Consider the following 24,389-nt stretch of genomic DNA (forward strand, 5'->3'; position numbering starts at 1 on the left):
TATGAAACACCGGCAATTCCCCCTTTCCCCCCTCTGCGTCATCATGCTCGGCACCCTGCTGAGCGGCTGTGGCAACGAACCCACCCAGGCCGAGGCAGTGGCACCGCGCCCGGTCAACACCATCACCCTCACCGAGGGTACCACCGGCCAGGTCCTGCACTTTAGCGGTGAGATCCGTTCCCACCAGAGAGCCAGGCTCGCCTTCCGGGTACCCGGCACCCTGGATGCCATCCTGGTCAAGGAGGGGGACAAGGTCAGCAAGGGAGAGGTGCTGGCCCGCCTCGACCCCCACGATTTCCGGGTACAGCGGGATGAGACGGCCGCCATGCTCAAGGAGGCGCGGGCCGCGAGCCGGCTGGCCGAGGTGGAGCTCAGGCGCACCCGCCAGGCGGTCGGCGAGAACGCCATGGCGAAGATCAACCTGGACAGGGCCGCCAGCGCCAGCGTCCAAGCCAGGGCCCGGGTGCAGAGCCTGCAGCAATCCCTCGCCAAGGCGGAAGATGCGCTCGGCTACAGCGAGCTGCGCGCCCCCTTCGACGGCGTGATCGGGCAGCGCTTCCTCGACGAGCATGAACAGACAGCCCCCGGCGTGCCCGTCTTCTCCCTGCATCAGCCCAGCGTGCTCGAAGCCGTGGTCGACGTGCCTGAGCAGCAGATAGGCCTGCTGAAGACCGGGATGGCGGCCCGCCTCAGCTGGTACAAGCAGGATGTGGCCGTCAGGGCGGTCAGCAGCGAGCTGGCGAGCCTGCCGGATCCGGTGAAGCGTACCCATGAGGTGACCTTCCGCCTGCTGGACGGCTCCGCCGAGCTGGTGCCCGGCAAGTCCGTCAGCATAGCGCTGCCCCTGCCGGGCGATGACGAGATCCACTGCCTGCCCGCCGGCGCCGTCAAGAGCCAGGGTGATGGGAACCGGGTCATGACGGTGCGGGCCGGCCAGGCCATCGGCGTGCCGGTGGAGGTCGTCAGCCAGCGCCACGACAGCCTGTGCGTCAAGGGGGATCTCGCCGCCGGCGACAAGGTGGTCACCGCCGGCAGCGCCCTGCTCAAGGAGCGACAGCCCGTGCGCCTCATCAAGCAGGCGGGAGTCCAATCATGACACTCTCCGCCTTCGCGCTGCGACAGAGGACCTTCGTGGTCTTCTTCTCCCTCCTCTGCACCCTGGTCGGGATCTACGCCTACTTCGATCTCGGCAAGCTCGAGGATCCTACCTTCACGGTGAAGAGTGCCGTCATCGTCACCCTCTACCCGGGGGCCACCGCCCAGGAGGTGGAGAACCTGGTCACCGATCCCATCGAGACCAAGCTGCAGGAGATGGGGTCGCTCTGGAAGCTGAGATCCCTCTCCCGCCCGGGCAGCTCCATGATATTCGTCGACTTGCAGGAGAAATACAGCTCTGACGTCCTGCCGCAACAGTGGGATCTGCTAAGGCGCAAGGTGCAGGACGTCAAGATCGCGCTCCCGCCCCAGGCGCAGATCAGCATAGTGCAGGACGAATTCTCGGAAGTGTACGGCATGCTGTTCGCCGTCTACGGGGACGAGATCCCCATGCATCAGCTCAAGGATCAGGCCCGCGAGCTGCAGCGTCGCCTCAAGGCCGTCAAGGGGGTCAAGAAGGTACAATTGCACGGCATCCGGGAACAGGTGGTCAACATAGACGTGTCGAGCGAGCGCCTCGCCAGGAGCCACATCTCCATGGCGGAGCTCATCGCCCAGCTCAACAGCCAGAACATGCCGGTCAGCGCCGGTGACTACGACATGGGGCGCGAGAACCTGAGGGTGGCCCAGAACGGCGCTTACAAGAACGTCGAGGATGTCCGCAACCTCATGCTCACCACGGGTCTCGTGGGTGACAAGCGCGGCACCCTGCGCCTCGGGGACGTGGCCGATGTCTATCTCGACTACCAGACCCCGGCCCAGACCGAGAGCCGCTTCAACGGCCAGCAGGCCATCACCCTGGCCGTGAGCCCGGAGACGGGGATCAACGTGGTCAGCATCGGCGACGAGCTGACCGCCGTGCTCCAGCAGTTCGAGTCCGAGCTGCCCCTTGGTGCCTCCGTCGGTACCATTGCCTTCCAGCCCGATGAGGTGACCAAGTCCATCAATAACTTCGTGCTCAACCTGCTCGAGAGTATCGCCATCGTCGTGGCGGTGCTGATGATCTTCATGGGCTGGCAGAGCGCCACTATCGTCGGGGTCAGCCTGCTGCTGAACATCTTGTTCACCCTGATCTACATGAACCTCACCGGGGTCGATCTGCAGCGGGTCTCCCTCGGTGCCTTCATCCTGGCCCTCGGCATGCTGGTGGATAACGCCATCGTCATCGTCGACCTCTTCATCGCCAAGTTGGCCAAGGGGATAAGCCGCGATGACGCCGTCATCGAGTCCATCAAGGAGATGGCGGTGCCCCTGCTCGGCGCGACCGTGGTCGCCTGCCTCGGGGCCACCCCTGTGCTGCTCTCCCAGACCGATTCGGCGGAGTTCTCCATCTCCATCGTCCAGGTGCTGGTCAGCTCCCTGCTGCTCTCCTGGGTAGTGGCCATGCTGATCACCCCTCTGATGTGCTGGGCCTTTATCAAGGCGCCGAGCGCAGATGAGAGCGGCAAGCCGGAAGGCAAGGCCGCCCACCTCTACCGCCGCGCCGTGCACTGGACGGTGGACAATCCCAAGAAGGCCATGCTGACAGTCTTGCCGCTGCTGCTGCTCACCGGCCTCGCCGCGCCGCTGCTCAACGTCAACTTCATGCCGAGCTCGGATCGCAGCATCGTCTTCCTCGACTACTGGCTGCCCAACGGAGGCCGCATCGAGAGCACCTCCGCCGACATGAAGGAGATTGAGCAGTGGCTGCTGGCCCAGCCCGAAGTAGCGAGCATCTCCACCTATGTGGGGGAGAGCGCGCCGCGCTTCTCGGTCACCGTCGAGCCCGAGCCCCTGGATCAGAGCTACGGCCAGATCCTGATCAACACCCGCTCCTTTGACGACATCCCCCCCCTGGTGGCCAGGGGCGATGCCTGGCTCGCCGCCCGCTTCCCCCATGCCGAGCCGAGGTTCCGGGATCTCAAGCTCGCCACCAAGGACAAATTCAGCATCGAGGCCCGCTTCGAGGGGCCGGATCCCGCCGTGCTGCACAAACTCTCCGAGCAGGCCCAGGCCATACTGCGTGCCAACCCGCACACCAAGTACGTGCGCGACGACTGGCGCCAGCAGAGCAAGGTGGTCACCCCCATCATCAACCAGGCGGCGGCCCGCAAGGCGGGGGTCAGCAACACCGACATCGCCATGGCCATTCACGGCGCCACCGACGGCGTGCAGATAGGCACCCTGCGCCAGCAGGATGATCTCATCCCCATCAAGCTGCGCAGCGCCAACAGCACCCTGGAAGCCCTGGCGGATCTGCCGGTGCGATCCGCCCTCGGCCTGCACAGCGTGCCGCTTGGCCAGGTGCTCGACGACATCGAGATCGGCGGGGAAGAGAGCATGATCTGGCGCCGCAACCGGCTGCCGGCCATCACTGTCCAGGCCGGGGTGGACGGCGAGCTCACCGCCTCCGTGGTGCGCCAGCAAGTGGCACCCGCGCTGGAGGCCATGGTGCTGCCGGAGGGTTATGTGATGCGCTGGGGTGGCGAGTACTACGACGAGAAACGCGCCGTCGACGACCTCATGCTGCAGACCCCCAAGGCGGTGGTGATGATGTTCATCATACTGATGGCCCTGTTCAACGCCTATCGTCAACCGCTCATCATCTTCATCACCCTGCCGCTGGCCTCCATCGGCATTATCTGGAGCCTGCTGCTGATGAACAAACCGTTCGGCTTCATGGCCATCGTCGGCATGATCTGCCTCACCGGCATGATCATCAAGAACGGCATCGTCCTGCTCGATCAGATAGAGCTGGAGCGGCGCAGCGGCCGCCCCCTCATCGAGGCAGTCAAGGAGGCAACCATCAACCGCACCATGGCCATCTCCATGGCGGCCCTCACGACCGTGCTCGGCATGGTGCCGCTGCTCACCGATCGCCTGTTCGATCAGATGGCGGCCACCATCATCGGCGGCCTGATGGCGGCGACCGTGCTCTCGCTCTTCGCCATGCCCGCCTTCTACATGCTCTTCTTCGCCCGTGAACACCACGCCCAGGCCGGCGCGGTGCAGGCCACCGACAAGGATCATTCCCATGAATAAGTGCCACCTCAGTGCCCTCGTCGGCCTGCTGTTGCTGGGGGGCTGCAGCCTGGCCCCCGACTACCAGGCCCCGGCCCATCCGGTCAGCCAGTTCTACCTGAACCAGGCCACCCCGGGCACCCTGCCCGGCGGGGAGACCGGCCTCGCCTGGTGGCGCCAGTTCCAGGATCCCGAGCTCGATACCCTGGTGCTGGCGGCCCAGCGCCAGAACATCACCCTCAAGATAGCGAGCCAGCGCATCCAGCAGGCCCAGGCCTATCAGGAGGCCATCGCCTCCTTCAAGGTGCCCACCCTGAGCCTGGGGGTTGGGTATACGGACGCGCGCCTCAGTGAGAACGGCGATCTCACCGGACCGGCAGTGAGCCCCCTGCCCCTGCCGGGCGCCCTCGGCGGCGGCACGGCGCAGTTGATGGAGCGGGATCCCACCGCCGTCTTCATCGGAGCCAACGCGAGCTGGGAGCTGGATCTGTTCGGTCGCATCGACAGCCTGAGCCAGGCCGCCGCCATTCGCACCGAACAGGCAGGCATCATGCGCAAGGGCTTGATCACCGCCATGACGGCGGACGTGATCAACAACTACCTGCAATACCGAGGCGCCGAGGAGCGCAGCCGGATCGCCGCCGACACGGTGCGATCCCAGCAGGAGACCCTGGCCATGGTGGAGTCCCTGCACCGCAGCGGCTACGGCTCGGATCTGGACCTCGCCAACGCCCGCGCCGCCCTCGCCAGCACCCGGGCCAGCCTGCCATTGCTGGACACGGCCAGGAGCGTGCACCTGAACCGGATGGCGCTGCTGCTCGGGGAGCCCGTCGCCCGCACACAGGCCCGCTTCACGCCTCGCCCCCTGCCCGCCATGACGGGGTTGATCCCGACCGGCCTGCCCTCCACCCTGCTGATCCGCAGGCCCGATGTGGCGAGCGCCGAGCGCGCCATCGCCGCCAAGAACCAGGAGCTGGGGGCCGCCATCGCCGCCCGCTATCCCAAGGTGTTCCTGACCGGCAGCCCGGGAGTGGTGGCCGGGGATGCCGGCGATCTGTTCAAGTCCGGCTCCACCGCCTGGGCCCTGGCAGCCGGCGTCTCCTGGGATCTGTTCGACGGCGGCCGGGGTGAGGCCAGGGTCAAGGCGCAGGAGGCGGGGCTGGAGGAGGCGGCTCTGGCCTATCAGCACACAGTCAATGCCGCCTTCAACGAGGTAGAAACCGCATTGATAGCCTATGGCAACAGCCAGCAGTACCGGGATCAGCTGCACCTGGCGAGCCAGCAGGCCGATCTCGCGCTCGGCAAGGCCAGGAGCCTCTACCGCGCCGGCCTGGTCGATCACTTGCGAGTGCTGGATGCCGAGCGTCAGCAAAACAGCCTGAAAGATGCCGAGGTGGTGGCGCGCCTCGGCACCGCCACCAATGTGGTCCTGCTGCACAAGGCCCTGGGGGGAGACTGGCAAGCCCCTCAGTCCACAGAGGGTTAACCATCCTCTTATCCGTACCGAGTGGCCCGTACTGACTGACCCCAGCAACAGGGCCACAAGAATCGGTTCACGTCAGTAGCCGTCCACAACCAACGCGGTCCACACCGAGCCCCGACATCTTGCCGGGGCTTGCTTCTTGGGGCCGCTGAAGGCACCAGAAACGCCCCGATCAGGCCGTCACGCAGCCCCAATCCAGTGATAAATCGAATGAGAAGGAGACGGAATTGATTTGGTAAAGGGCTATACGGGTAGATAGAGAGGCCATATCGATCGGTGCAAGGCGCAGATGGAAGAGGCGGGCACCAGCTTCGACGGCGACTTTCCCCCTGAGCCCAAGTCGCGGACCCGTAAGCAAGGCCACGGCCTGACAGACTCGCTAAACAGAACAGCCGGCATCTGCCGGCTGTTTCTTTATGTCGCGATCGGACTCAGGCCCGTTTCTCCTCGAGCCAGGCCCCCTGGCTCTGCATCTCGAACAGCTGGGCATAGTGGCCTCCCTCGGCCATCAGCTCCCCGTGGGTGCCCCGCTCATTCACCTGACCGCGGGAGAGCAGCAGGATCTCGTCCGCATCGACTATGGTGGAGAGTCGATGGGCGATGGCGATGGTGGTGCGGCCACGGCGCGCCGCCGACAGCGCCTGGGAGAGCGCCAGCTCGGTCTGGGAGTCCACGCTGGCGGTCGCCTCGTCCAGGATGAGGATGCGCGGATCCCCCACCAGGGCGCGGGCAAAGGAGAGCAGCTGACGCTGACCGGCGGAGAGGTTCTTGCCCCCCTCCTCCATCAGGGTCTCGAGCCCCGCTGGCAGACTGCGTACGAAGTCCCCCAGTTGCACCTCGTCCAGCGCCCGCCAGAGGGTCTCCTCGTCGATGCCGTCACGGCCGAGGCGCAGGTTTTCCGCCAGAGTCCCGACGAAGATGAAGGGATCCTGCTGCACCAGGCCTATGCTGCGGCGTACCACCGAGAGCGACAGGCTCTCCAGCGGGTGATCGTCGAAGCGGATGGTGCCGCTGCCGATGGGGTAGAAACCCATCAGCAGGCTGATGACGGTGGACTTGCCGCTGCCGGTGTGGCCCACCAGCGCCAGCATCTGGCCGGGGCGGGTGGTGAAGCTCACCTCCCGCAGCACGGGTTGCTGGCCGTCGTAGGAGAAGCTCACCCCCTCGAAGCCGACCCGCCCCTGCAGCGGCGCCTCTTCACCGCCCGTGCTCTCCCGGGATTCGTCCAGCAGGGCGAACACCCGCTCCCCCGCCACCATGGCCTGCTGCAACTGGTTGAGCTGGTTGGTCATCTCGATGAGAGGCTCGATCATCCGCCCCAGGTAGCTGATGAAGGCGTAGAGCACCCCCACCTGGATGGCGCCGCCCGTGCTCAACCCCTCGTGGGCGAACAGGGCGAGCAGCCCTATCAGCACCATCATGTAGAACAGGTCGATGAGGGGGCGCAGCAGTATGCCGTTGATCTTGAGGCTCTTGAGGCGGGCATGCCAGTGCTGCTGGTTCACCTCGGCGAAGGCCCTGGCGAAGTGACGCTCCTGCACCATGGCCTGGATCACCGGCATCCCCTGCAGGGATTCGTTGAGGCGGCTGTTGATGTCTGAGAGCAGGCTGCGCGTGGCCCGCACCACGGGCACACTCAACTTCTGGTAGAGCCACATCACGGCCCCCACCAAGGGCAGCAGGGTGGCGCACACCAGCATCAGCCGCAGATCCAGCAGGGCCATGGAGATGAGGATGCCGCACAAGAGCACCACCTTTTGCACCAAGAGCCCTATCACCTGCACATAGAGGTTCATGATAGCCTCGGTGTCGTTGGTGATGCGGGAGATGAGGGAGCCGGATCTGTGCTTGTCGAAGTAGCGGGCCGGCAGCCGGATGGCGGTGGCGAACACCTGCTCGCGCAGGCGCTGCACCACCGCCTGGGCGATGCGGTTGAAGCGCAGGGATTGCAGGTAGAAACCGGCGGCCGAGAGGAATTGCAGGCCAAGATAGCCCGCCGCTAGGGCGGCGACCTCGGGCCACACCATCTGGCGCGGCGCCAGGTAATCGTCGATGAAGAGCTTGATGAGCAGGGGCCCCGCCACCTCGGCGCCGGTGGCGAGCAGCAGGCAGATCCCCGCCTGAATGAGCCAGCGGGGATAGCGGGCGCAGTAGGCAAGCAGACGTTTGATAGTCGGGTTCACAGCACTCCCCTACAATGTGTTTCAACTGCGGATAACGGGCGCAATAGGGCTACCGGTAGACGTTTGATTATCAGGTTCACAGATTCTCCTCCACGTCCTGCTCCAGGCGCTGGTAGCGCACCATGTCTGCGTACCAGCCGTTCTGGGTCATCAGGGCACCGTGATGGCCCCGCTCGCCGATCCTGCCCTGCTCCAGCACCAGGATCTCGTCCGCCTGCTCCACCGCCGTCATGCGGTGGCTCACCAGGATCAGGGTGCGTCTGTGGGCCTTCAGCGCCTGCAGGATCTGCTGCTCGGTGTGGGCATCCACCGCCGAGAGGGCGTCGTCCAGCACCAGGATAGGGGCCGCCAGCAGCAGGGCGCGGGCGATGGCGAGCCGCTGTTTCTGGCCACCGGAGAGGGTCACCCCCTTCTCCCCCACCTCGGTCTCATAGCCCTGGGGGAAGCGAACGATGTCGTCGTGCACGCAGGCGATGCGCGCCACCTTCTCAATCTCCTCCCGGCTGGCATCCGGCCGGCCGAGGGCGATGTTGGCGGCTATGGTGGTGGAGAACAAAAACGGCTCCTGGGGCACATAGGCGAATTGGCTTCGCAGCTCCCCCAGAGCCAGCCGCTCGATAGCCACGCCACCCATGGCGATCCGGCCGCTACTTGGGTTGGCCAGGCGCATCAGCAGCTTGAGCAGGGAGCTCTTGCCCGCCCCGGTGCGCCCGACGATGCCGAGCATGCCGCCGGCGGCCAGGGAGACGTCGATACCAGTCAGCAGGGTACGCTCGCCGAGGCGGTACTCCACCCCCTGCATGATCAGCGGGAAAGGAGCCTCGAGCGGCTGGGGCACGGCGGGATCTTCGATGTCGCTACGCTCCGCCAGCAGGGTCTCGATGCGGGAATAGGCGGCGCTGCCCCGCTCTATGATGTTGAACAGCCAGGCGATGGCGAACATGGGCCAGATAAGCTGGCCGAGGTACATGGTGAAGCTGGTGAGCTCCCCCAGGGTCAGCTCGCCGCGCATGACCAGGGCGCTGCCGCCGGCCACCGCGAGGAAATAGGAGCAACCGATGCACAGGTAGATGACGGGATCGAACTTGGCGTCGATGCGGGCCACCGCCATGTTGCGCTCCCCCGCCTGGCGGGTCAGCTCGGCAAAACCCTTGTCTTCCAAGGACTCCACCGCGTAGGACTTGAGCACCCGCACCCCGGAGAGGGCTTCCTGGGTCTTGTTGTTGAGGCGGGAGAAGGCCCCCTGGGCCGCCTTGAACTCCTTGTATATCTGGGTCCCGAAGCGGTTCATGAAGAAGGCCATCACCGGCAGGGGCAGCAAGGAGAGCAGGGTCAGCTGCCAGGAGTACTGGCTGCACATGATGGAGAGCACCAGGATCCCGACAATGAAGGAGTCCACCAGGGTCAGCACCCCTTCCCCGGCTGTCATCTCGACGGCCTGGATGTCGTTGGTGGCGTGGGCCATCAGATCGCCGGTGCGGTGGCGCTGGTAGAAGTCCGGGCTCATGCGGGTGAAGTGGGTGAAGAGCCGGTTGCGCAGCACATAGGCCAGCCGGTAGGAGGCGCCAAACAGCATGACCCGCCAGACGTAGCGCAGCAGGTAGATGACGACGCCGAGCGCCAAGAGCCCCGCCAGGTAGGTGATCAGGATGCCGCTGTCGAGCCCCCCCCTGGTCACGCCGTCCACCACCCAGCCCACCACCTTGGGCGGGATCACGGTCAGCAGGGCCACCATCATCAGCAATGAGATGGCGATGAGATAACGCCGCCACTGATCCTTGAAGAACCAGCCCAGTCGCAGAAATACGCTCACATCAGGATCCTTGCTCGCGGCGCCTGGGCCGCTTGGTCATAAGAGACGTTCAAGACAATCGCCCCCGAGGCGGGGGCGAGGTGAACGGGGCATCATAGCCTGAAGCGGCCGACTTGAGAATGATTGCTATCCCTTGGAGTTCAGGGCCGCTCATCTCGCCCGTCGAACAGGCCGATGGCCGACTCCTGCTGATCGCCGCTTAGCAGGAAGTGGGAGACCTCCTCCCGGGTCTGGCTGAAGACATGCTGCAACTGGGTCAGATCCTCTTCAGTCAACTCCTCCTGCAACCTCAGCCGCCACTCCAGCTCACCGGCCAGCAGTTGCAGGCGAGCGGCGGAGATGTTGGCCGACACCCCCTTCAGGGTATGCAGCAATCGGCTCGCCACCTCGGGCTGCTGGCGGCGCAGGGCGGAGCGGATGTCCCAGAGATCGTCCTTGTGCTCGGAGAGGAACAGCTTGAACAGGATCTGCAGTGCCTCGCGGTCCTGCTCCAGCCGGCGCAGGGCATCGTCCAGATCCAGTACCCCCATCAGATCCGGCGGCTTGACCTCGGGGCTGGCCCGGCGCTGCCCGCTGGCATTCTTCACCCACTGCAACAGGTTGTTGTAGAGATCCAGCTTGCTGACCGGCTTGGTCACATAGCCATTCATGCCAACCCCGAGGCAGCGCTCCCTGTCCCCCGGCATGGCGCTGGCGGTGAGGGCGATGATGGGGACATCGTGCTTGTCCACCATCTTGCGGATCTGGCGGGTGGCATCCAGGCCGTCCAGCACCGGCATCTGCAAGTCCATCAGGATCACATCGAAGGGCTGCTCCGCCACCTGTTCCACCGCCTCGCGCCCGTTGCCCACCACGGTGACCACGGCCTCGATGCGGCGCAAATACTCCACGATGAGCTGCTGGTTGACTCTGTTGTCTTCCGCCAGCAGCACCCGGGTGCCGTGCAGCAGTTCCCGGAAATGCTGCTGATCCCCCTGGGCCTCCGCCTGGCGCACGTTGCGATCGTGGGAACTGCCGTTGAGCATCTCGTCCACCTTGGCCAGCAGGGCGTTCTCCGTCATGGGCTTGGCGAGGAAATGGGTCAGCCCCATGCTCTCCATGCGCCCGTGCAGCCCTTCCCGGGCCCAGGCGCTGGTCATGAGCACCGGCAGACGCTGCCACTGGCTGTGCTGATGCATCTCGAGGGCGAGATCCAGACCATCCTCCTGCCCCATGCGCCAGTCGAGGATGGCGAGCCGGATGTTCTGGCCCTCTTCCCGCAGCACCTGACGGGCGCGGGAGACGCTGTTGACCGTCATCACGCTGGCGCCGGCCCGGCCCAGGATGTCCTTGGCCAGATCCAGCACCAGCTCGTTGTCGTCCATCATCAGGATCAGGGGCTGGTGTTCGAAGAAGACCCGCCGCCCTGAGACCCCGTAGACCGCCTGGGACATGGGGATCTCGAACTCGAAGGTGGAGCCCACCCCGGGCTTGCTCTGCACCGAGATCTCCCCCCCCATCAGGCCCACCAGTCGCTGGGAGATGTTGAGGCCGAGCCCGGAGCCGCCGTATTTGCGGGTGTTGCCCGCCTCCAGCTGGGTGAAGGGCTGGAACAGCTGAGCCTGCTTGTCCGGCGCTATGCCGATGCCGGTGTCCCGCACGCTGAAGCAAACCTTCATGGGGTGCTGGTTGACCAGGGTGATGGAGAGCTCCACCTCCCCCCGCTCGGTGAACTTGATGGCGTTGTTGACCAGGTTGACCAGCACCTGACCCAGGCGCAGGGGATCCCCGCGCAGGAAGTCCGGCACCGCCGGGGACTTGTTGATGATGACCTCGATCTGCTTGCGCTCCGCCAGATCCGCGAACATGGCCGCCAGGGAATCGAGCTGCTCGCTCAAGTCGAAATCGATCTCCTCCAGGGTGAGCTTGCCGGACTCCACCTTGGTGAGATCCAGGATGTCGTTGATGAGCAGCAGCAGGGTATCGGACGAGGATTTGATCTTGCTGAGGTAATCCCGCTGCTGCTGGTTGAGATCCGTCTGCAGCGCCAGGGCGCTGAAGCCGATGATGGCGTTCATGGGGGTGCGGATCTCGTGGCTCATGTTGGCCAAAAAATCGCTCTTGGCCTGGGCCAGCAAGCCGGTGTGGCGGGACAGCTCGCTCAGCTTCTGGTTGCGCCGCCACAGGGTCACCGCCACCAGGGAGAAGCAGAGCAGGGCCCCGCCCAGCACCATCAGATAGAAGCGGCTCTTGAGGGAGGAGGCGAGATCCAGCTGGTCCTGCTTCCAGACCGGCAAGGAGGCCAGCCCCCGCATCTCGATGATCTGGTTGCGCAGGCGGTGATACTCCATCACCTGCTGATTGAAGTCCTGGCTGAGCCGATTGATGGCCATCACCTTGCCATCGGCCGCATAGGTGTCGCTTATGCGCTGCTGCAGTTGCTGCAGCTGGCGCAGATCGTGGCTATCCCAGCTGCGCCTGAGGTAGTGGCTGATCCTGGCCAGCTCGGTCAGATCCCGATGCAGCCTGGCCTCGGCGGGGGTGACGGCCAGCATCCCATCGAGTTGGCCCTGAAAGCGCGGTTCCAGATACTCTATGGTCATCTCCATGGTGTAGAGCCTGGCGAGATCCAGCAGGTAGCCGTCGATATCCTTTTGCAACACCAGGGAGTTGGGATCCTCGGTCAGGTCCGGATCCTCGCGTACCTGGGTCACGAATTTGTCAAGCACGTTGGAGAGCAGGCTGAGCCGCTGCTGCACGCTGCCATCGCTGGCCCTCTCGCGACCAAGCAGATAGACGGTGTCGGTATTGATGCGGTTGAGGACCAGCTCGGCGGCCATGCTCAGCTCGGACGAGCGCTGCTGCTGGCTGAGCAGTTGCCAGCAATAGGTCGAAAAGCCCAGCAAGGATGCGATGATAAGGCTCAGGACAACACGATTGACGCGTGCAACACTCTTCATCCCGTCTCGATTCTCATGTCATGGTCAACTATCCGGTGACGAGGAGTCACGACCGGACCGCCAACTGTGAAAAATAACTGACTGCTATGTTACCGTTAGTCGGCGCTGTCCATGCAACAAAGTTGTTGCAAGGCAATGAAATAAGGAAGCAATTATGTCATCTATCACTACCTATTGTAGCCAGTGCTTTACCCGCAACCGCCTGCCCAACGAAAAATTGGATTCAAACGCGAAGTGTGGTCGCTGCCGGGAGCCCGTGTTCGGCACCGCCCCCGTCACGGGGCGCACCGCCCAGTTCGATACCCTGATCGCCTCGGACCTGCCGGTCGTGGTGGATTTCTGGGCCAGCTGGTGCGGCCCCTGCCTGCAGTTTGCCCCGGTATTTCAGGAGATGGCGCGAGAGCTCGAACCCCGCATCCGTTTCGTGAAACTCGATACCGAGCAGGAAGCCGCCATCGCCAGCCGCTACGGCATTCGCAGCATCCCCACCCTGATGGTGTTCCAGCACGGGCAGATCCTGGCCCAGCGCAGCGGCTCATTGCCCAAGAGCCTGTTCAAGGAGTGGCTGCTCTCCACCCTCCCCAGGGACAAATGAAACCAAGATGTTTAATTTTTGTTTTCATGGTGTTTAATTTCTTTTTAACTCTGTGAGACGTCACATGCTTTGACCACTTCCCCCTGTTTCAAACAGGGGATTGAACGTAACCTCGGCAACACAACAACAACCATAAATTAACCGAGAACACATCATGCATACATCTGCCGTACCCTCTGCCCCCCCACGCTGGCTCGACATCAAGGCCGGGATCGTCATCCTGGACGTCCTGCTGCTCTGTGCCATGCTCGCCTGGCTCCCGTTTGATCCCATGGTCAACAAGGGACTGGGCATCCTCATCTTCATCGCCATCCTCTGGCTGACCGAGGCGGTGAACATCACCATCACCGCCATCTCCATCCCGGTGCTGGCCACTCTGCTCGGGGTGTTTGACATGAGCAAGTCCCTCACCGACTTCGCCAACCCCGTGCTCTTCCTCTTCTTCGGCGGCTTCGCCCTGGCGGCGGCCCTCTCCAAGCAGGGGCTGGATACCCAGATCGCCGCCAAGGTGATGCAGCTTGCCAAGGGCCACCTCGGCTGGGCGGCCATAGTGCTGTTCACCATCACGGCGGCCCTCTCCATGTGGATCAGCAACACCGCCACCGCCGCCATGATGATGCCGCTGGCTCTCGGCATGCTCAAAGGCCTCGACGTTCACAAGGAGCGCCGCACCCTAGTCTTCGTCCTGCTGGGGGTGGCCTACAGCGCCAGCATCGGCGGCATCGGCACCCTGGTGGGCAGCCCCCCCAACGCCATCGCCGCCGCCCAGATGGGCCTTGGCTTCACCGACTGGCTGAAATTCGGCATCCCGGTGGTACTCATCTTCATGCCGGTAGGCATAGGCCTGCTCTACCTGGTCACCCGCCCGGATCTGTCTCATCAGGTCAGCACCGAGCAGGTCACCATAGAGTGGACCGGTCAGCGCAAGACTACCTTGCTCATCTTCCTGACCACGGTGCTGCTGTGGATAGGCTCCCAGCCCATCGCCGCGGCGCTCGGCGGCATTCCCCAGTTCGATACCCTGATCGCCATGGGGGCCATCCTCGCCATCGCCGTCAGCCGGGTGGCCAACTGGGATGACATCAACCAGAACACCGACTGGGGCGTGCTGCTGCTGTTCGGGGGTGGCCTGACCTTGAGCTCCATCTTGAAGCAGACCGGTGCCAACGCCTTCCTGGCGGAGCACCTCTCCAGCAGCCTGGCCACCATGCCGATCTTCGTGATCCTGCTCTGCCTCGCCGCCTTCGTGGTGTTCCTGACCGAGCTGGTTTCCAACACCGCCACCGCCGCCCTGCTGGTGCCGCTGTTCGCCGGGGTGGCCGAGGCACTGGGGGTCTCCCCCATCGTCGTCTCCGTGCTCATCGCGGTCGGCGCCTCCTGCGCCTTCATGCTGCCGGTGGCCACGCCGCCGAACGCCATCGTCTTCGCCAGCGGCCATATCCAGCAGCGGGAGATGATGCGGGCCGGCCTGGTGCTGAACCTGGTATTCACCGTGATCCTGACCCTGCTGGCCTACTGCTTCGGCGATATCCTGCACTGAGCAGGGCCATCCCCTGCTTCTCTACAAGGCCCCTAATGGGGCCTTTTTTGTATCCGCACGCTTCTCTGCCTATGAGCGCTTTGCATCTCGCCCCCACCACCAAGGGGAAGGCAGTGCCTTCACCATGAAAATCCCATCCATGGCGAAATAAAAAACCCCCGCGGTGCGGGGGTTTGGCTGTCGAGGGACTTAGCCGACGTTGCAGGCTTTCAGGTTCCAGATCCGGTCCACGTAATCCTGGATGGAGCGGTCGGAGTTGAACTTGCCCATGGTGGCCGAGTTGATGATGGCCTTCTTCGCCCAGAGCGCCGGATCCCGATACCAGGTATCGATGAGCTTGTGGGCGTCCGAGTAGGAGGCGAAGTCCGCCAGAGTCAGATAAGGGTCTCCCCCTTCCAGCAAGGAGCGCTTGATGGAGGAGAGCTCGCCCGGACGACCCGGTGTGAAGTAGTCGGTGTCGAACCAGTCCAACACGGCTTTCAGCTCGGAGTTTGCGTAGTAGAAGTCATAGGGGTTGTAACCACGACCCTTGAGCGCCTTCACCTCGTCCACGTTCAGGCCGAAGATGGCGCAGTTCTCGGCACCGGCTTCCTCGGCAATCTCGATGTTGGCCCCATCCAGGGTGCCGATGGTGATGGCACCGTTGAGAGCCATCTTCATGTTGCCAGTCCCCGAGGCCTCGTAGCCGGCGGTGGAGATCTGCTCGGACACGTCGGCGGCCGGGATCAGTTTCTCCGCCAGGCTCACCCGGTAGTTCGGCATGAACACCACCTTCAGCTTGCCCTGGATGCGGGCGTCGTTGTTGACCCGATCCGCCAGCTTGTTGATGGCATAGATGATGTCCTTGGCCAGCTTGTAGCCAGGGGCCGCCTTGGAGCCGAAGATGAACACCCGCGGGTGCATGTCGTAGTCCGGGTTGGCCAGCAGACGGCGGTAGAGCGCCATGATGTGGATGAGGTTCAGCTGCTGGCGCTTGTACTCGTGCAAGCGCTTGATCTGCACGTCGAAGATCGCCTCGGCACTCACATCGATGCCGGTCTCGGCCTTGATCACCTTGACTAGCTTCTCCTTGTTATGACGTTTGATTGTCATGAACTGCTGCTGGAACGCCTTGTCGTCAGCAAACTTCACCACGCCGCGCAGCTTGTCCAGCTGCAGCGGCCACTCCTTGCCCACCACCTCGTTGTAGAGCCCGGCGAGTTCGGGGTTGCAGGCCAGCAGCCAGCGACGGGGAGTCACGCCATTGGTGACGTTGCACATCTTCTGGGGCCACAGCTCGGCGTACTCGGGGAAGAGATCCTCTTTCACCAGCTTGGAGTGGATCTCGGCCACCCCGTTGACCTTGGAGGAGCCCACCACGCATAGGTTGCCCATGCGTACCTTGCGCACCGCCCCCTCCTCGATGATGGAGAGCTTGGCCTTGATGGCATCGTTACCCGGCCATTTGGGCTCCACCAGCTGATTCAGGAACTGGGCGTTGATCTCGTAGATGATCTCGAGATGGCGGGGCAGCACCTTCTCGAACAGGCTGACCGACCACTTCTCCAGCGCCTCCGGCAGCAGGGTGTGGTTGGTGTAAGAGAAGACCCCGTAGCTGATGGCCCAGGCAGCCTCCCAGCTCAGTCCCTCTTCATCCACCAGCACGCGCATCAGCTCGGGAATGGCCACGGTCGGGTGGGTATCGTTGAGCTGGATGGCGATCTGGGCGGCGAAGTGGGTGAAGTCGCTGCCATGGGCACGCTTGTAGCGGCGCATGATGTCCTTGATAGAGCAGGCGCAGAAGAAGTACTGCTGGATCAAGCGCAGCTCCTTACCGGCGTCGGTCTCATCGTTCGGGTAGAGCACCTTGGAGATGGTCTCGGCCTGGGCCTTCTCCGCCTGGGAGTCGACATAACCGCCGGCGTTGAACACGTCCCAGTCGAAGAACTCGGAGGCACGGGACTCCCACAGGCGCAGGATGTTGACGGTGTGACCACCAAAGCCCACCACAGGAATGTCCCAGGGCACCCCTTTGATCTTGCGACCGGCGTGCCATACCTTCTTCAGGCCGCCGTTGTCGCCGAATACTGTCTCCACATAGCCATAGAGCGGGATCTCCTGCACGGATTCCGGGCGGCAGATCTCCCAGGGGTTGCCATATTCGCGCCAGGAGTCCGGACGCTCGATCTGGCGACCATCCTGGATCTCCTGACGGAACAGGCCGTGCTCGTAATGAATGCCATAGCCCACCGCCGGGTAGTTCAGGGTGGCGAGGGAGTCGATGAAGCAGGCAGCCAGACGACCGAGGCCACCGTTGCCGAGCGCCATGTCGGGCTCTTGTTCGCACAGATCGGTGAGTTCGAGGCCGAGCTCACCCAAGGCCTCTTCACAGGTCTTGTAGAGGGAGAGGTTGTGCAGGTTGTTGGAGGTCAGACGCCCCATCAGGAATTCAGCAGAGAGGTAGTGAATCGCACGAGTGTCTTTCTTGAGATGAGTCTGCTGAGTACGGGTCAGGCGCTCGTATACCTGTTCGTTGACGGCGGCGGCCGTCGCTTTCCACCACGCTTCTGGCGAGGCTTTCAGTTCGCTTGTCCCCAAGGTAGAACGCAGGTGACGCACGATACTCGCTTTAAGCTGATCTTTATCCAGTTGGAGATCCTGGTCTGTCTTCTTCTTGGTAGCCATAAACCATTTTCCTTCGTTACAAATAAAAAAATGTTATCCCATTTCGGGACCGGCACTGTTGTTATATCTGAATATGTTCCGGCATGTGCATACTAGCCAAAGCCGATGGGTGAAACGTTAACATGAGTCACACTTTAACGTATAAAAATGACAGTTCAAGCCTGAAAGCCCTTTCCAAAACGTGGGCGATGAAAATATAAATAATTAAATAAATCATGATGTTAAATGAAAATAGAAAAGCTGGATTCATGAATAGGTTTTCAATGCTTGAAAGCGTCTGAAAATACGTGAAAATAACGACCTTCCAGATTGATTCTGAAAGCGATTTCAATCTTCACGGGATCATTTCCACAATAAAAGAAAGGTGCCCCAGTTGGAGCACCTTTCTCGTCTTATTACCCATGAGCCTTGAACTGGTTGCTCATGGGATCGTAGTGATAGCCGATCTGCTGCAAGCGCGTGGCCAGCTGATCTTCCGTCATGTCGTAGTAGGCCAACAGCTCTTCCAGACCATCGCACTCCAGCCGCAGCTTCTCGTTGATGATCCCGAGCAGAATATTGGCGTCCAACCGTTGCAAGGTGCTGACGTCCATCCCGATCCCTCCTCCTCATACATACTGTATAACCATGACCTTCCGCCCCCGCTTTGTCCATAGCGCAAAAAACACCCAACCCGATGAAATTTTAAATTATCTTTATATTCAATTAGATAACTAAAATCTCTGTTAATGGGCTCACATTTTCCACCGAAAACGACTTGTCACTGACGCCAGTTACAACTACTGTATGTACATACAGCATGGTTATTCATACAGGAAAAACATATGAGCCAGCCCCTGAGCCACCGCATCCCATCCTCCTCTGTCGGCCTGATAGCCCCCTGGCCCACCCGCCACCAGGCCAAGGTTGAAGGTGAGCACCGCCCGGCAGCCTCGCAGCCCGAGACGCCCTTGCTGAGCGAGCTGGGACGGCTGAGCCAGGATAATGGCGGCTGGATCCTGCTGATCGCCCCGCCAGGCTTGCCGGTGGCCGAGCAGTGGCAGGCGCAGGGGATCGATCCCGCCAGGGTGCTGGTGGTGCATGGGGCCAAGATCAAGAACTGGCAGCGCATGCTGGAACAGAGCCTCGGCAACGGTCATTGCGCCGCCGTGCTGACCTGGCTGCCCGAACAGGTCGCCCTGGATCGCGCCAAGTTGAACAAATTGGGACAGGGTCGCGGGGTGCTGACCCGATTCTTCGAACCACGCGCCCTCCCCCCTCAACACCCGGGCCTCAACTACGGGGAGCAGGACATCTATCTCAATCACTGAGGTTTGACTCGGATAAGGAGCGCGACAAGCTGGTGGTACTTCGGTCTGGCGCCCACTTTCTGCTCGGGCCGCTACCGCAGGCTGTCGCCATTGGTGGGCATATGCGGTAAGCGGTGAGCGGTGAGCGGTGAGCGGTGAGCGGTGAGCGGGAAAAGATGATCGTTCACCATAAGAGAGGCGACCCTGAGGTCGCCTTTTGTCATATCTGATGGACCTTGAGACCTTCCCTGCGAGCCCTCATCCAAGGGATGCCATGCCCGCAGGCTCGACTCAGGCGAGTTTCACATCCAGTTCGGCAATCTTGGCAGACCAGTAGGCCGGACCCGTCTCGTGGATGTTGTTTCCCTGGGAATCGACGGCCACCGTCACTGGCATGTCTTCCACCTCGAACTCGTAGATGGCTTCCATGCCGAGATCGGCGAATGCCACCACCCGCGCCTTCTTGATGGCCTTGGCCACCAGGTAGGCTGCGCCCCCCACGGCCATCAGGTAGACGGCCTGGTGCTCCTTGATGCTCTGCACCGTCTTGGGACCGCGCTCTGACTTGCCTATCATACCGATGAGGCCGGTTTCCCCCAGCATCATGTCGGTGAACTTGTCCATCCGGGTGGAGGTGGTGGGACCAGCCGGGCCGACCACTTCATCACGGACCGCGTCCACCGGGCCCACGTAATAGATGAAGCGATTGGTGAAATCGACCCCTTCCGGCAGCCCTTCACCGTTCTTGAGCATGTCGGCGATGCGCTTGTGAGCCGCGTCGCGACCAGTCAGTATCTTGCCGGAGAGCAGCACGGTATCGCCGCTCTTCCAACTGGCGAGTTCGGCCTTGGTGATGCCATCCACGTTGACCCTGCGCACGTTGCCACCGGACTCGCGGGTGATCTCCGGCCAGTCTTCCAGCTTGGGCGGGGTCAGCTCGGCCGGGCCGGAACCATCCAGCTCGAAGTGGACGTGACGGGTGGCGGCGCAGTTGGGGATCATCACCACCGGCTTGGAGGCGGCGTGAGTCGGCGCGGATTTCACCTTCACGTCCAGCACGGTAGTGAGACCGCCCAGACCTTGGGCGCCGATGCCGAGCTTGTTGACCTTGTCGTAGAGATCGATGCGCAACTTCTCTTCCGTGGTTTGTGGGCCACGGACGATCAGTTCCTGGATGTCGATGTGCTCCATCAGGGCTTCCTTGGCGAGCACGGCCGCCTTCTCGGCGGTGCCGCCGATACCGATCCCCAGCATGCCGGGTGGGCACCATCCGGCACCCATGGTCGGCACCGTTTTCAGCACCCACTCCACCACGTCGTCGGAGGGGTTGAGCATCACCATCTTGGACTTGTTCTCGGAGCCACCGCCCTTGGCGGCGATGCTCACTTCCACCTTGTCACCCTGCACCATGTCGATGTGCACCACGGCCGGGGCGTTGTCCCTGGTGTTCTTGCGGCTGCCGGCCGGATCCGCGAGCACCGAGGCGCGCAGCGGGTTGTCCGGGTTGGTGTAGGCACGGCGGGTGCCCTCGTCCACCATCTCCTGCACCGTCATGTCGCTGTCCCACTGCACCTTCATGCCGATCTTGACGAAGCAGGTGACGATGCCGGTGTCCTGGCACAGGGGGCGATGGCCTTCGGCGGACATGCGGGAGTTGATCAGGATCTGGGCCAGGGCATCCTTGGCGGCCGGGTTGATCTCGCGGTCGTAAGCGGCCTTGGCGGCCTGGACGAAATCGAGGGGGTGGTAGAAGGAGATGTACTGCAGGGCGTCGGCAATAGAATCAATAAAGTCCTGTTTTTTAATGATGCTCATATCATCCTCACTGGTCCTTGTCTCAATCAATGCGAGCAAGGGCTTCCATATGAGCCCAGCCTTCGGCGGCGGCGAGTGCGCACGAACCGACAGGCAGGGCGTGTTTTTATGACGTGTTTTTCTGTAAATGCCGGCGGCCATGATACGCTTGAGCTCCCTTACCGGCTAGGGAGCTGGGTGCAAACTGTTGCCTGTGTAACAAAAAATGAAACCAAGACTGCATATCCACCATTTCGATCCCCAAACATCCCTTCATGCCCTGTTTGCCCGCCTGCAGCGGCAACCCTGGGCCATCTTGCTGGGATCGGCGGGCCCAGTGGGCGCCGACAACAGATTCGACATCATCGCTGCCGACCCGCTCGCCACCCTGGAAACCCGGGGCGCCCAGACGGTCGTGCGCCGTGCAGGGGTCACCGAGCAGAGCGATGAGGATCCCCTCACCCTGCTCGCCAACACGCAGCAAGCCCTGCTGGGGGATCTGCTGCCACTCCAGGGCGACGCTATCGGTGCTGAGCTGCCATTTATCGGCGGCGCCCTCGGGCTGTTTGGCTACGATCTGGGGCGACGTTTCGAGCGCCTGCCGGCGCAGGCCGAGGCGGATATTCAAGTGCCGGACATGGCGGTCGGGATCTACGACTGGGCCCTGCTGCGGGAGGTCGCGACCGAACGCTGGCAACTGGTGCACTGGGGGAATGAGGCTGGGCTTGCCAGCCGCTTGCAGTGGCTGGCGGCGCAGTGTGACGCCACCATCCAGCCCTTCGCCTTGCTAGGTCCTTGGCAGAGCAATATGAGCCGGGACGAGTATGGGGAGAAGTTTGCCCGCATCCAGGCCTATCTGGCGGCGGGGGACTGCTATCAGATCAACCTCACCCAGCGCTTCAGCGCCCCCTACCGGGGGGATGAGTGGTCTGCCTATCTCGCCCTCAGCGCCGCCAACAAGGCGCCGTTTTCGGCCTTTATCCGGCTGCCGATGAGCGCGATCCTGAGCCTCTCCCCCGAGCGTTTCCTGCTGCTCGATGGGCGGCACATCGAGACCAAACCCATCAAGGGCACCCGCCCACGCCACCCGGATCCCCGCATCGACCAGGCCCGCGCCGACGGGTTGGCCAGCGCCGACAAGGACAGATCCGAGAATCTGATGATCGTGGATCTCTTGCGCAACGACATCGGCCGGGTGAGCCGCCCGGGCTCGGTCAGCGTGCCGCACCTGTTTGCGGTGGAGTCCTTCCCCGCCGTGCATCACCTGGTCTCCACCATTCACGGGGAGCTGGACAGCCGCTGGCAAGGGGTGGATCTGCTGCGGGCCTGCTTCCCCGGCGGCTCCATCACCGGAGCCCCCAAGATCCGCGCCATGGAGATCATCGAGGAGCTGGAGCCCCAGCGCCGCAACGCCTATTGCGGCAGCATCGGCTACCTGAGCCAGCATGGCCGCATGGACACCAGCATCTGCATCCGCACCCTGATTGCCGAGGCCGGGCGGCTGCATTGCTGGGCTGGAGGTGGCATCATCGCCGACTCGGATGTGGACGACGAATACCAGGAAACCTACGACAAGGTGGCCCGCATCCTGCCGCTGCTGGACGCACTCTGAGTCAGCCACCTGGCAAACCCATTCCAAGGAGAGAAAGCGCGAGATGAGCCACAACAACCGGATCCGGGCCGCCTGTTCCCCTGGTCCCCGCCCTTCACATAGAGACAGCGCCTCATGGAGCTGAACCGCACAGAGCTGTTAACCCGCTTCCTGTTGCAGCGCCCCGCCCCGGCCCATCGTCTGATGCTGGCTGGCCTCAAACCGGCGGCGGTGCTGCTCCCCCTGGTGGAGCGTCCCACCGGGCTCCACTTGCTGCTGACCCGCCGCAGCACCCGGCTGCGCCACCACCCTGGGCAGATCAGCTTCCCCGGTGGCCGTCAGGATCCGGAGGATGAGAGCCTGATCCAGACGGCGCTGCGGGAAACCGAGGAAGAGCTCGGCATCCCCGCCAGCCAGATCCGGGTCATCGGCAGCCTCACGCCCCTCAATACCATCTCCCTCTACGACATCTTGCCGGTGCTGGCCCTGGTGGATGCCGACTACCGCCTTACCCTGAGCCCGGACGAGGTGGAGCAGGCCTTCGAGGTGCCCCTCGGCCATGTGCTGGATCCGGCCCACCACATCGCCCTGACCATACCCCGGGCCGGCAGGAGCCACACCATCTACTGGATCCCCTGGCAAGAATCTTTCATCTGGGGAGCCACCGCCAGCATGATCCGTCAGCTGTCCCAGCACCTATTGAGATAACATGTCGTTAACCTTGACCGCTGAGAAATTATCCATTTAACACTCAACTAACATTGAGAATGATAAAGAAATTTTGATTTTTTATTCTTTTGATCACATTTCCATAAGAAAGTACGGGTTTGAGCCCCATAAAGGTGAATCTGATCAACATTTTTGATTAAAAAAAAAGTATTCTTGCGCCGACTAATTAAAACCACACATTCGGGGTGAGACACATGTCTAATACTGTCACCGGCGCACAAGACGCCGCGACCACACTGGAGCAGGCGAACCGCTCCACCCAATCTCGTGCTTGGAGCAAGCAGGACACCACCTGGGTGATCAGCCTGTTCGGTACCGCCGTTGGCGCCGGTATCCTGTTCCTGCCCATCAACGCCGGCATGGGTGGCTTCTGGCCACTGGTGGTGATGGCGCTGCTGGTCGGCCCCATGACCTACCTGGCTCACCGCGGCCTGGCGCGCTTCGTGCTTTCCTCCAAGAATCCCGGTGCCGACATCACCCAGGTGGTGGAAGAGCACTTCGGCATCGGCGCCGGCAAATTAATCACCCTGCTCTACTTCTTCGCCATCTATCCCATCGTGCTGATCTACGGCGTGGGCATCACCAACACGGTAGAGAGCTTCATGGTCAACCAGCTGCAGATGAGTGCTCCGCCGCGCTGGATCCTCTCCATCGTGCTGATCATGGGCATGATGTCGGTCATGCTGGCCGGTGAGAAGCTGATGCTGAAAGTCACCGAGTTCCTGGTCTACCCGCTCATCGCCATCCTGGCGGGCATCTCCCTCTACCTCATCCCGGACTGGACCGGTGCCGCCCTCTCCCAGGTGCCCTCTGCCAAGGACTTCGCCACCACCCTGTGGCTGACCATCCCGGTGCTGGTGTTCTCCTTCAACCACAGCCCGGCCATCTCCAGCTTCGCCCTGGCCCAGCGCCGCGACCACGGTGACAACGCCGTCGCCAAGTCCGACGCCATCTTGAAGCGCACCGCCATGATCCTGCTGGGCTTCGTGATGTTCTTCGTCTTCTCCTGCGTGATGAGCCTGACACCGGCCCAGCTGGCAGAAGCCAAGTCCCAGAACATCGCCGTGCTCTCCTACCTGGCCAACCAGCATGCGAGCCCGATCATCTCCTACTTCGGCCCGCTGGTTGCCTTCGTCGCCATCGTCTCCTCCTTCTTCGGACACTACCTGGGTGCCCGTGAAGGCCTGAAGGGCATGATCGTCCAGAACATGCGCAAGTCCGGCAAGACCCCGAACACCAAGAAGGTCGAGCTGTTCATCATCGCCTTCTTCATCCTGACCCTGTGGGCCGTGGCCGTCATCAACCCCTCCATCCTCGGCATGATCGAATCCCTGGGTGGCCCCATCATCGCGACCATTCTGTTCCTGATGCCCATGTACGCCATCAAGCGCGTGCCCGCCATGGCGAAATACCAGGGCCAGATCAGCAACGTCTTCGTGGCGACCATGGGCCTGATTGCCATCTCCGCCATCCTGTACCAGCTGTTCTAATCCGTTAGCCAGCCTGACCCTCCATGCCCGCCACCCTGGCGGGCATTTTTCTATCCGTGGCTTTCCCTTTCTCCTGCCCCTCCCCTAACCGTTACGGATCGGCGCCCGCTATTCTTTCTTCGGC

The 24,389-nt window shown here is 62.7% G+C and carries 15 protein-coding genes; 9 read left to right on the forward strand and 6 right to left on the reverse strand.

Going from position 1 to position 24,389, the window contains the following annotated elements; translation table 11 throughout:
* Nucleotide 1 precedes the first annotated feature (1 nt).
* Genes ACT5M9_RS01715 through ACT5M9_RS01725 form a run of 3 tightly spaced genes read left to right on the forward strand, consistent with a single transcriptional unit; the run spans nucleotide 2 to nucleotide 5,641 of the window.
* Complete coding sequence (locus tag ACT5M9_RS01715) at nucleotides 2–1,096, forward strand: efflux RND transporter periplasmic adaptor subunit (protein ID WP_457978405.1); 1,095 nt, start codon at nucleotides 2–4, stop codon at nucleotides 1,094–1,096.
* Nucleotides 1,093–4,176: an efflux RND transporter permease subunit gene (locus ACT5M9_RS01720; protein ID WP_457978404.1), complete on the forward strand. Its 3,084-nt coding sequence runs from the start codon at nucleotides 1,093–1,095 to the stop codon at nucleotides 4,174–4,176. Before ACT5M9_RS01715 ends, ACT5M9_RS01720 begins: the two co-directional genes overlap by 4 nt.
* A complete protein-coding gene (locus ACT5M9_RS01725; protein WP_457978403.1) occupies nucleotides 4,169–5,641 on the forward strand; it encodes an efflux transporter outer membrane subunit in 1,473 nt (490 codons plus the stop codon). The genes ACT5M9_RS01720 and ACT5M9_RS01725 overlap by 8 nt, the downstream gene beginning before the upstream one ends.
* Before the next feature lie 428 nt (nucleotides 5,642–6,069).
* Here ACT5M9_RS01725 and ACT5M9_RS01730 read toward each other — a convergent pair whose 3' ends face one another.
* From ACT5M9_RS01730 to ACT5M9_RS01740, 3 genes are all read right to left on the reverse strand, one after another.
* Nucleotides 6,070–7,821, reverse strand: coding sequence for an ABC transporter transmembrane domain-containing protein (locus ACT5M9_RS01730; protein WP_457978402.1), 1,752 nt, complete (start codon nucleotides 7,819–7,821; stop codon nucleotides 6,070–6,072).
* Nucleotides 7,822–7,897: 76 nt separating this feature from the next.
* Nucleotides 7,898–9,634: an ABC transporter transmembrane domain-containing protein gene (locus ACT5M9_RS01735; RefSeq protein ID WP_457978400.1), complete on the reverse strand. Its 1,737-nt coding sequence runs from the start codon at nucleotides 9,632–9,634 to the stop codon at nucleotides 7,898–7,900.
* A gap of 140 nt (nucleotides 9,635–9,774) precedes the next feature.
* Entirely contained in the window at nucleotides 9,775–12,573 is a 2,799-nt protein-coding gene (locus ACT5M9_RS01740) for a hybrid sensor histidine kinase/response regulator (RefSeq protein WP_457978398.1), read from the reverse strand.
* Nucleotides 12,574–12,727: 154 nt separating this feature from the next.
* Here ACT5M9_RS01740 and trxC point away from each other — a divergent pair, with 154 nt between their 5' ends.
* Together trxC and ACT5M9_RS01750 are read left to right on the forward strand one after the other, a co-directional pair.
* Entirely contained in the window at nucleotides 12,728–13,168 is a 441-nt protein-coding gene (gene trxC, locus ACT5M9_RS01745) for a thioredoxin TrxC (RefSeq protein ID WP_457978396.1), read from the forward strand.
* Between the two features lie 154 nt (nucleotides 13,169–13,322).
* Nucleotides 13,323–14,708 carry an SLC13 family permease gene (locus tag ACT5M9_RS01750; protein ID WP_457978394.1) on the forward strand — a complete coding sequence of 462 codons (1,386 nt, stop codon included), beginning with the start codon at nucleotides 13,323–13,325 and terminating at the stop codon, nucleotides 14,706–14,708.
* Nucleotides 14,709–14,897: 189 nt separating this feature from the next.
* Here the strand turns inward: ACT5M9_RS01750 and ACT5M9_RS01755 are convergent, their stop codons facing one another.
* Complete coding sequence (locus tag ACT5M9_RS01755) at nucleotides 14,898–17,372, reverse strand: glycogen/starch/alpha-glucan phosphorylase (RefSeq protein ID WP_457978392.1); 2,475 nt, start codon at nucleotides 17,370–17,372, stop codon at nucleotides 14,898–14,900.
* 395 nt (nucleotides 17,373–17,767) lie between these two features.
* A complete protein-coding gene (locus tag ACT5M9_RS01760; protein ID WP_005323525.1) occupies nucleotides 17,768–17,965 on the reverse strand; it encodes a DUF4250 domain-containing protein in 198 nt (65 codons plus the stop codon).
* Between the two features lie 231 nt (nucleotides 17,966–18,196).
* Between ACT5M9_RS01760 and ACT5M9_RS01765 the strand changes: the two genes are divergently transcribed.
* A complete protein-coding gene (locus ACT5M9_RS01765; RefSeq protein WP_457978389.1) occupies nucleotides 18,197–18,682 on the forward strand; it encodes an ImuA family protein in 486 nt (161 codons plus the stop codon).
* A gap of 270 nt (nucleotides 18,683–18,952) precedes the next feature.
* Here the strand turns inward: ACT5M9_RS01765 and ACT5M9_RS01770 are convergent, their stop codons facing one another.
* On the reverse strand, nucleotides 18,953–20,476 hold the full coding sequence (locus ACT5M9_RS01770; RefSeq protein ID WP_457978387.1) for a fumarate hydratase: 1,524 nt from the start codon (nucleotides 20,474–20,476) through the stop codon (nucleotides 18,953–18,955).
* A gap of 205 nt (nucleotides 20,477–20,681) precedes the next feature.
* Here ACT5M9_RS01770 and pabB point away from each other — a divergent pair, with 205 nt between their 5' ends.
* The 3 genes from pabB to ACT5M9_RS01785 all read left to right on the forward strand — a co-directional run bounded on the left by pabB (nucleotide 20,682) and on the right by ACT5M9_RS01785 (nucleotide 24,265).
* Nucleotides 20,682–22,067, forward strand: a complete 1,386-nt coding sequence (gene pabB / locus ACT5M9_RS01775; RefSeq protein WP_457978385.1) for an aminodeoxychorismate synthase component I — start codon at nucleotides 20,682–20,684, stop codon at nucleotides 22,065–22,067.
* 120 nt (nucleotides 22,068–22,187) lie between these two features.
* On the forward strand, nucleotides 22,188–22,754 hold the full coding sequence (locus ACT5M9_RS01780) for a CoA pyrophosphatase (RefSeq protein ID WP_457980540.1): 567 nt from the start codon (nucleotides 22,188–22,190) through the stop codon (nucleotides 22,752–22,754).
* Nucleotides 22,755–22,969: 215 nt separating this feature from the next.
* Nucleotides 22,970–24,265: an HAAAP family serine/threonine permease gene (locus tag ACT5M9_RS01785; protein WP_438548302.1), complete on the forward strand. Its 1,296-nt coding sequence runs from the start codon at nucleotides 22,970–22,972 to the stop codon at nucleotides 24,263–24,265.
* Nucleotides 24,266–24,389: the final 124 nt, after the last annotated feature.

Source organism: Aeromonas sp. AE23HZ002T15, from assembly GCF_054165525.2.

What these genes read in the sequence shown, in the direction of transcription:
- ACT5M9_RS01715 (WP_457978405.1), top strand. Translation starts at nt 2, where the DNA reads ATGAAACACCGGCAATTCCCCCTTTCCCCCCTCTGCGTCATCATGCTC.
- ACT5M9_RS01720 (WP_457978404.1), top strand. Translation starts at nt 1,093, where the DNA reads ATGACACTCTCCGCCTTCGCGCTGCGACAGAGGACCTTCGTGGTCTTC.
- ACT5M9_RS01725 (WP_457978403.1), top strand. Translation starts at nt 4,169, where the DNA reads ATGAATAAGTGCCACCTCAGTGCCCTCGTCGGCCTGCTGTTGCTGGGG.
- ACT5M9_RS01740 (WP_457978398.1), bottom strand. Translation starts at nt 12,573, where the DNA reads ATGAAGAGTGTTGCACGCGTCAATCGTGTTGTCCTGAGCCTTATCATC.
- trxC (WP_457978396.1), top strand. Translation starts at nt 12,728, where the DNA reads ATGTCATCTATCACTACCTATTGTAGCCAGTGCTTTACCCGCAACCGC.
- ACT5M9_RS01750 (WP_457978394.1), top strand. Translation starts at nt 13,323, where the DNA reads ATGCATACATCTGCCGTACCCTCTGCCCCCCCACGCTGGCTCGACATC.
- ACT5M9_RS01755 (WP_457978392.1), bottom strand. Translation starts at nt 17,372, where the DNA reads ATGGCTACCAAGAAGAAGACAGACCAGGATCTCCAACTGGATAAAGAT.
- ACT5M9_RS01760 (WP_005323525.1), bottom strand. Translation starts at nt 17,965, where the DNA reads ATGGACGTCAGCACCTTGCAACGGTTGGACGCCAATATTCTGCTCGGG.
- ACT5M9_RS01765 (WP_457978389.1), top strand. Translation starts at nt 18,197, where the DNA reads ATGAGCCAGCCCCTGAGCCACCGCATCCCATCCTCCTCTGTCGGCCTG.
- ACT5M9_RS01770 (WP_457978387.1), bottom strand. Translation starts at nt 20,476, where the DNA reads ATGAGCATCATTAAAAAACAGGACTTTATTGATTCTATTGCCGACGCC.
- pabB (WP_457978385.1), top strand. Translation starts at nt 20,682, where the DNA reads ATGAAACCAAGACTGCATATCCACCATTTCGATCCCCAAACATCCCTT.
- ACT5M9_RS01785 (WP_438548302.1), top strand. Translation starts at nt 22,970, where the DNA reads ATGTCTAATACTGTCACCGGCGCACAAGACGCCGCGACCACACTGGAG.